Genomic DNA, 7278 nt, shown 5'->3' with positions numbered 1-7278 from the left:
GTCCGCGGGACGGTTCCGGTATCTCGGGATCAACCTTCCGACCCTCGACCCCGAGCGCTACCGCGAGCTCCATGGCACGCGGGATCTCGCGCGCGTCGTCGGCAACGTCGAGGCGCTCGAAGGGATCGACGTCGCACAGGAGAAGGCGATCGTCGCGCTCGGTTACGAGGACGACGCCCACCGCCGGGACGTCGCGGCGCTGCGCGAGCGTTTCGAGCCGCGCGGCTGGGAGGTCCGCCCGTTCCCGATCCGGAGCCGGGCGGGACAGATGGGGCAGGTCCTCCCGCCGCCGAAGAAGCGGCTCCGCGGGTGCGACCTCATGGGATCGCGCCCGTTCGAGCATCTGCACGTCAACGCCAATGGGACGGCGGTTCTCTGCTGTCAGGACTACTACGAGAAGTGGCCGGTCGGGGATCTCAACCGCCAGAGCGTGGCGGAGGTGCTCGGCGGAGAGCGCATCGCGCAGATGCGCCGTTGGGCGTACGGCGTCGAGGAAGCGCCGGACGAGTTCCTTTGCCGCCGCTGCGAGTTCGCTCTCGGGCAATGAGCGATTCGGCCGCTCCGGGAGCGCACCCGTCGGTCGTCGCCGAGAACCTCGGCAAGACGTACCGGCTCTACCGCCGCCCCGCCGACCGTCTCCTCGAGCTCCTGACGGGAGCTCCCCGTCACGTCGACTTTCGCGCGCTCGAAGGCGTCTCCTTCGAGCTGCCGCGCGGCGGGAGCCTCGGCCTGATCGGAGAGAACGGCGCCGGCAAGTCGACGCTCCTGAAGCTCGTCGCCGGCACGGCCGCGCCGTCGGAGGGCGCCGTCGCGACGCGCGGCGCCGTGGCGTCGATCCTCGAGCTCGGGATGGGCTTCCACCCCGAGTTCTCGGGGCTCGAGAACGCGCGCATCAACGCGGCCCTCCTCGGCCTTTCGGCTTCGGAGATCCGGCGGCGCCTGCCGGAGATCCGCGAGTTCTCCGAGCTCGGCGATTTCTTCGACCGCCCGGTCAAGACCTACTCCTCCGGGATGACGCTCCGCCTCGCGTTCTCGGTCGCGACGCACGTCGACGCCGAGGTGCTCATCATCGACGAGGCGCTGTCGGTCGGCGACGGGTACTTTCAGAAGAAGTCGGTCGACCGGATCGTCGCGTTCCGCGAGCGGGGGGGGACGCTGCTCTTCTGCTCTCACGCGATGTACTACGTCGCGAGCCTGTGCGAGCGGGCGCTCTGGCTCGATCACGGCCGGGTCCGCGAGCAGGGCGCCGTGCTCCCCGTCGTCCGCCACTACGAGGCGTATCTGCAGAGCCGGCAGGAGCGCCGCCGCGGCGATACCCCCGCAGCCCCCGCGGGCCCCGGGACCGCCCGGATCACCGACGTCGTCGTCCACGACGGGTCCGGTTTCGCGTCGGCCGAGTTCCGCTCGGCGAGCACCGTCGCCGTCGACGTCTCCTTCGAATGCGCCGACCCCGCGATGCTCCTCACCGTGCGGATCGGAATCGACCGCGAGGACGGCGTCCAGGTGTTCGCGGCCGACACGCGGGAGGCGCATCCGCCATTCCGCGGGAGCCGCCGCTACCGGGTGCGTCTGACGCTGCCCGACTTCCCGATCTCGCACGGCGACTTCAACGTGTTCGCGTACCTGGGGGACGAGCACGGCCTCCACCTTCACGACGCGCGGATCCTTTCGCCCGGATTTTCCGTGCTCTCGCCGTCGTACGCGGTCGGCCTCGTCGCGCCCGCGCGCACCTGGTCGGTCGTCGACGAGGGCGGCGAATCGGGGCCGAAGGCGCCGCGCTCGAAGTCGCTCTCCGCTTGATCCGCTTCGACTTTTCCGAGCCGGCGGGAGACTACCTGGGCAGGCTCTCCCGCCTGCGGTGGCGGCGGGCGTTCCAGGCGGCGGACGGCCGGCTCTCCGGGACGCTCGAGGTACGGGAGGAAAAGGCGATCGCGGTGCCCGGTTCGGCGGCCGCCCTCTTCGCGGCGGCGGAGCGCTGTCCCGGTTCGACCGTCTACCCCCTCGAATCGGGAGCCGGATGGCAGCCTCCGCCGGCGTCGACCCTTCGCGAGCTCGAGGAGGCGTGCCCGCCCATCGCGGGAGAGGCGCGGCCGCTCTCGACCGAGCCGGTCTCCTGGGCGGCGCGATTCGTTCCCGATGCGGCGGACCGGCGGTCCGCCGTCGCCTCGGCCGGCTTCCGGGTCGTCCGGTTCTCTCCGTCGTTCGGCGCGCGGCAGGAGATCGTCTCGCGGATCCCTCCCGCGACGCGCCGGCTGCTCGACGTGGGGTGCGGAACCGGAGAAACCGCGGCCGCCGCGAAGAGGACGACGGGAGCGAGGGTCGAGGGAATCGAGCGGGATCGCCGGCTCGCGGAGGCGGCGCGTCCCCGGCTGGACGCGGTCCACGACGGCGACGCGCTCGACGTGCTTTGCGCGATCGCCGCGCGCGGGGAGGAGTTCGACGCTTTCCTCTTCGCCGACGTTCTGGAGCACTGCCGGGACCCGCACGCCGTGCTGGACGCGGCCCGGGGCGTCGCGTCGCCGGGCGCGACGGTGATCGTCTCCGTCCCGAACGCCGCCGGGGCGCCGATCCTGGCGGACCTCGTCGCCGGCCGCTTCGACCCGGTTCCGGCCGGTCCCGAGGACGCCGGACACCTGCGCTGGTTCACCCGGCGCACGCTCCGCGAGCTTCTGGACGAGACCGGGTTTTCCGTGGTCGCGATCGACCCGCTGCCCCTGCCTCGCGACGACGGTTTCGGCCGCCGCCTCGCCGCCGCCGGCGTCGCCTTCGATCCGGAGGAGCTCGGCGCGATCCAGTGGGTCGCGACCGCGCGGTCGTGACGGCTTCCCGGGGCGGGCGGAGAGCATGAAGATCGCCTATCTCCTCGCGTCGAGCGGGCTGTCGGGCGGCGCGAAGGTCGTTTATCAGCAGGCGGAGGGGCTCGCGCGCCGCGGTCACCGCGTGACGATCGTCTGTCCCGAGCCGCCCCCCGAGTGGGCGGGAACGTCGGCGGCTGTTCACGAGCTCGGTTCCTTTTCCTCCTCGGAGGCGCTCGCCGGGGCCGATGCCGTCGTCGCGACCTTCTGGACGACGCTCGAGCCGGCCTCGCGCGCCGCGCGGGGCGCGGCCTTCCACCTCTGCCAGGGGATCGAGAGCGACACCGAGTTCTACGCGGGAGAGCGCCCGGCGATCGAAGCCGCTTACCGCCTCGTCCCGAAGAAGCTCGTCGTTTCGCCGCACCTCGTCGGTTTCCTCCACGAGCGCGGATTTCGCGACGTGGAGAACGTCGGCCAGACGTTCGACGCCTCCGCGTTCCGCGTCGAAGCGCGGATCTTTCGCGAGGGGTCTCCGCGGATCCTTCTGCCGGGGATCTTCGAGATCGACGCAAAGGGTGTGGCCGAGGCGCTGGAAGCGCTGTCCCGGCTCCGGGAGCGGGGCGCTTCCTTCCGGGTCGTTCGGCTCTCCGCCGAGCCGGTCTCGGCCGCGGAGAGAAAGACGAAGGTGGTCGACGAGTACCATTGCGGCCTGTCACCGCTGCGCGTCCCCGCTCTGCTCGAGCGGACGGACCTTTTCCTCGGCCCCAACCACGAGGTCGAAGGCTTCGGGCTTCCGAGCCTCGAGGCGCTCGCCGCCGGGCTGCCGGCGGCCCTTTCCGACACCTCCTCGCACCGCGAAATCGCGGGAGAGTCGGCGGTCTATTTTCCGCCGGGGGACGTCCGCGCGATCGCCGCCGCCGTCGAGCGGCTCCTCGCGGAGCCGGAAACGCGGCGGAGGCTCTCCGCGGAAGGGCCGGCGCGCGCGAGCCGTTACCGGACGAGCGACGTGGTCGACCGGCTCGAAGGCATCTTCGCGGCGGCGGTTCGGAAACGGGGAGCGGCGCGATGACGATGAAGGAAGTCTCGGCGGTCGTCGTCAGCCACCGGTCCGCTGCCGAAGCGGCGACCGCGGTCGCGAGCCTCCGCCGGGCGGTCGAGGAAGCCGGGGTTTCCGGAGAGGTCGTCCTCGTCGACTGCGGCTCCGGCCCGGAGGAGCTCCCGGCGCTCCAGTCGGCGGCGGCCGATCGCCTCCTTTCCATCGAGAACCGCGGGTACTCGGGCGGGGTCAACGCGGGGATCGCCGCGTCGCGCGGGCGGCTCCTGCTTCTCTGCAACGCCGACGTCGAGATCGCTCCGGGCGCCCTCGCCCCGCTGCTCGCCGCCGCCGCGCGTCCCGAGACGGGGGCGGCGGCCCCCGTCCAGCACGCCGACTCCGCGGGCCGGATCCTCCTGCCGACGGGATTCGGCCCCGGTTTCGGCCGCGACCTCGGCCAGGCGTTCGGCAATCGCGGCGGGGCCGCCCGCCGGTTCGCGGGCCGCGCGCGGGAAGAGTGGCGTCTCTGGACCGAAGGAGGGGAGACCGACTATCTCGCGGGCTCGATCCTCGCGACGCGGCGGGAGGTCCTCGACCGCGTCGGCCGGTTCGACGAGCGCTTTCCATTCGAGTTCGAGGAGACGGAATGGGAGGATCGGGTCCGCGCCGCCGGCTTCCGGCTTCTCGTCGTCGCCGGCTCCCGTGCGCGGCACGCCGCGGGGATTTCGGCATCCCGCAACCCGGAGACGGCCGCCCGGCGGAGCGCGTCGAGGTCCTTCTACCGGCGGCGCCGTTACGGTCGCGCCGGGGCGGCGCTGCTCGCGGCCGCGGAGACGATCCTTTCGTCGGCGCCCGCCGCGCCGCCGCTCACCGGGATCCCGGCGCGCGGTTCGGAATGGGCGGCCGCCTTCTCGCCCAATCCGTCCGTTCTTCCTTTCGCGGGAGTCTCGCTCGCCGCCTCCGTCGACGCGCGTGAGATCGCCGCCGTTCTCGGCGGCGCGATGTACGTCCGCGTCTTCCGGACGGCGGACGGCCGGCCGGAACCGATCGCGCGGGCGCTGCCGTGAGATTTTCCGTCCGCCTCGCGACCGAGAGCGACTCGGGGGGGATTCGCGATCTCTTCGGACGGACGTTCGGCCGGGCGATGTCGGAGGAGGAATGGCGGTGGAAGTACCCGGGGAACCCGGACGGATGGGTCGCGACCGTCGCCGAGCTCGACGGGCGGATCGTCGGGCACTACGGGGGATGGCCGCTCCGGGCCGCCATCGGCGGGCGGGAGTTGACGATCGTCTCGGTCGGCGACGTCGCGACCGAGCCCTCGATCCGGCAGCTGGGAGGGCGGCAAAACGCCTTCCGGTCGATGGCCGACGCGCTGTTTACGACGCTGCGATCGCGCGGCGTGCCGTTCGTCTTCGGGTTTCCCAACGCGCGCGCGTTGGCCGCGGGCGCGAAGCTCCTCGGCTATCGGGCCGAGTTCCCCGTGCGCACGATCGAATACGCTCTCGCGGGCTCGCCGCCGCGGAGAGGGACCGCGGCGGAGTTCGTCGGCGCTTCCTACGATGCGCTCTGGGAGCGCGCGCGCGCGGCCATCGCCGCCGGGCTCGTGCGGGATCGGCGGCGCATCCACTGGCGCTACCACGCGCGTCCCGACCGCTGGTACCGCTTCGTCACGGTCGCGGGCCCGGAAGGAGACGCGGCGTGCGGGGTTCTTTCCGTCGTGGGAGAGCAGGCGCTCGTGGTCGAGGCGGTGGTCGCGGGGGAGGAGGGCGCGCTCCGCCTCCACGACGCCCTCGCCGCGGAGGCCGCGGCGCTCGGCGCGCGGCGGCTCGTCTTCTGGGAGACGCCCGGCGGGCCGCTGTCCGTCCTCGCCGGGCGCGACCCGGCGCGGCGGCGCCCGGGGGGCCGCGTCGCGGAAGCGGGCTTCTCTTTCGCGACCGTCCCGTTCGACGCGGCGGCGACCGCGGAGTTCGTCCGCAGCGCGCAGATTACGGCGGGCATCTGGGACGACCGGTGATGTGGGCCGGCGCGCCGATGCATCGAGCCGGGCGGGCGCGTGCCGCCGGCCGCCGGCACGACGTACGCTCTCCGGTACGTCTTAGCCGCCGGCCGGCGCCCCGCATCCCGCCGGGCTCGCGCCTCGACGCGCTTCGTCGTTGTCGCCTTCCGACACGGGCAATCACCGTAACGGAGAAGGCCGGCGCGCCGACCTGTCGCGCCGAAGCGAGGCGAAGGCGGATGCATCGAGCCGTCCGCCTCCGCTCTGGCGAGCTACGGCGCGATCGCCGGTGAGCTCGCGCGAGCCGTTTCGGATGCTCGATGCCAATAGGATCGCGCCGAAGCTTCAGCGAAGGCGGAGGCGGGCGCGTGCCGCCGGCCGCCGGCACGACGTACGCCTTCCAGCGGTGAATGGATCGCTCTGAGATAATGCGCGCGGAGCCATGGAAGAAAACGAGCTGATCCCCTACTCCGCGACGGAGATCTCCGCCGAACGGGTGCTCACCCTCTCCGCGCATCCCGACGACGACGTCTTCGGCGCGGGAGGGCTCCTGGCCCGGCTCACCCGCTCCGCGGAGGCGGTCCGGGCGATCGTCATGACGGGCGGAGAGGCGCAGGAGCGGGGCGACGCGGGCTCGGCGGACCCGGAGACGCGCCGGAAAGAGGCGCGGGACGCCGCGGAGGAGCTGGGCATTCGCGATTGGGTGTTCTGGGATTTTCCGGACCGCGGGCTCGCCCGCCGGCGGCCGGAGGTCGAGGCGAGGCTCCGGCGCGAGATCGTCGAGTTCCGGCCCGACCTCGTGCTCGCCCCCTCGCCGTGCGAGATCCACCCGGACCACCGGGCGGTGGCCGAAGCGCTGTACGAGATCGTCGCGGCGGCCCGCCCGGGAGACGCCGACTACGAGACGCTGCGATGGGTCCGGATCGCCTTCTACGAGATCACCCAGCCGATCCTCCCGAACGCCCTCGTGCCCCTCGGCGATCGCGCGGAGACGAAACGACGCGCGATCGGGAGATTCCCCTCGCAGGCGGCGGTCCGCGACTACGCAGGAGCGGTCGAAGGGCTGAACGCGTTTCGGGGTCTCACGCTCGACGGCGCGGGGCCGGCCGAGTCGTTCCGGATCGTCTCGGCGCTCGAGGCCTCCGTTCATTCGCTCGCGGAGCTGCGGCGGCGGATCGGACCGGCGGCGATCGCGGCCGGAGACCGGGCGGTCGCTCCGGCGGCCGTCGTCGTCCGCACCCGCAACCGTCCCGCGCTCCTGCGCGAGGCCCTCGAGAGCCTGTCGGCGCAGACGGCGCGTCCGCGGAGCGTCGTCGTCGTCAACGACGGGGGAGGCCCGGTCGAATCGATCCTCGCTCCGTTCGTCTCCGACTACTCCCTCACGCACGTCGACCACCCTTCCTCGTCGGGGCGTTCGAGGGCGGCCAACGATGGCGTCGAGCGCGTCTCGGAAG

General features: G+C 72.9%; 7 protein-coding genes. All 7 read left to right on the top strand.

Features of this window, described 5'->3' with window-relative positions:
* Positions 1-547 (top strand): SPASM domain-containing protein (locus VKH46_16800; protein ID HKB72493.1); only part of this gene is annotated, 547 nt, incomplete at its 5' end.
* The gene (locus VKH46_16795) at positions 544-1800 is read left to right on the top strand and encodes an ABC transporter ATP-binding protein (protein ID HKB72492.1); all 1257 of its coding nucleotides are present in this window, start codon (positions 544-546) and stop codon (positions 1798-1800) included. The genes VKH46_16800 and VKH46_16795, both read left to right, overlap by 4 nt.
* Positions 1797-2819: a class I SAM-dependent methyltransferase gene (locus VKH46_16790; GenBank protein ID HKB72491.1), complete on the top strand. Its 1023-nt coding sequence runs from the start codon at positions 1797-1799 to the stop codon at positions 2817-2819. Before VKH46_16795 ends, VKH46_16790 begins: the two co-directional genes overlap by 4 nt.
* A 25-nt stretch (positions 2820-2844) precedes the next feature.
* On the top strand, positions 2845-3864 hold the full coding sequence (locus VKH46_16785) for a glycosyltransferase family 4 protein (GenBank protein ID HKB72490.1): 1020 nt from the start codon (positions 2845-2847) through the stop codon (positions 3862-3864).
* Entirely contained in the window at positions 3861-4895 is a 1035-nt protein-coding gene (locus VKH46_16780) for a glycosyltransferase (GenBank protein ID HKB72489.1), read from the top strand. The genes VKH46_16785 and VKH46_16780 overlap by 4 nt, the downstream gene beginning before the upstream one ends.
* Positions 4892-5842, top strand: coding sequence for a GNAT family N-acetyltransferase (locus tag VKH46_16775; protein ID HKB72488.1), 951 nt, complete (start codon positions 4892-4894; stop codon positions 5840-5842). The genes VKH46_16780 and VKH46_16775 overlap by 4 nt, the downstream gene beginning before the upstream one ends.
* A gap of 424 nt (positions 5843-6266) precedes the next feature.
* Positions 6267-7278, top strand: a 1012-nt coding sequence (locus VKH46_16770; GenBank protein ID HKB72487.1) for a PIG-L family deacetylase, incomplete at its 3' end; no start/stop codon positions are given.

Source organism: Thermoanaerobaculia bacterium (genome assembly GCA_035260525.1).
In the GTDB taxonomy this organism is placed as follows: domain Bacteria; phylum Acidobacteriota; class Thermoanaerobaculia; order UBA5066; family DATFVB01; genus DATFVB01.
The sequence above is the reverse complement of the archived record's forward strand: the minus strand, read 5'-3'. Positions and strand labels throughout refer to the sequence as shown.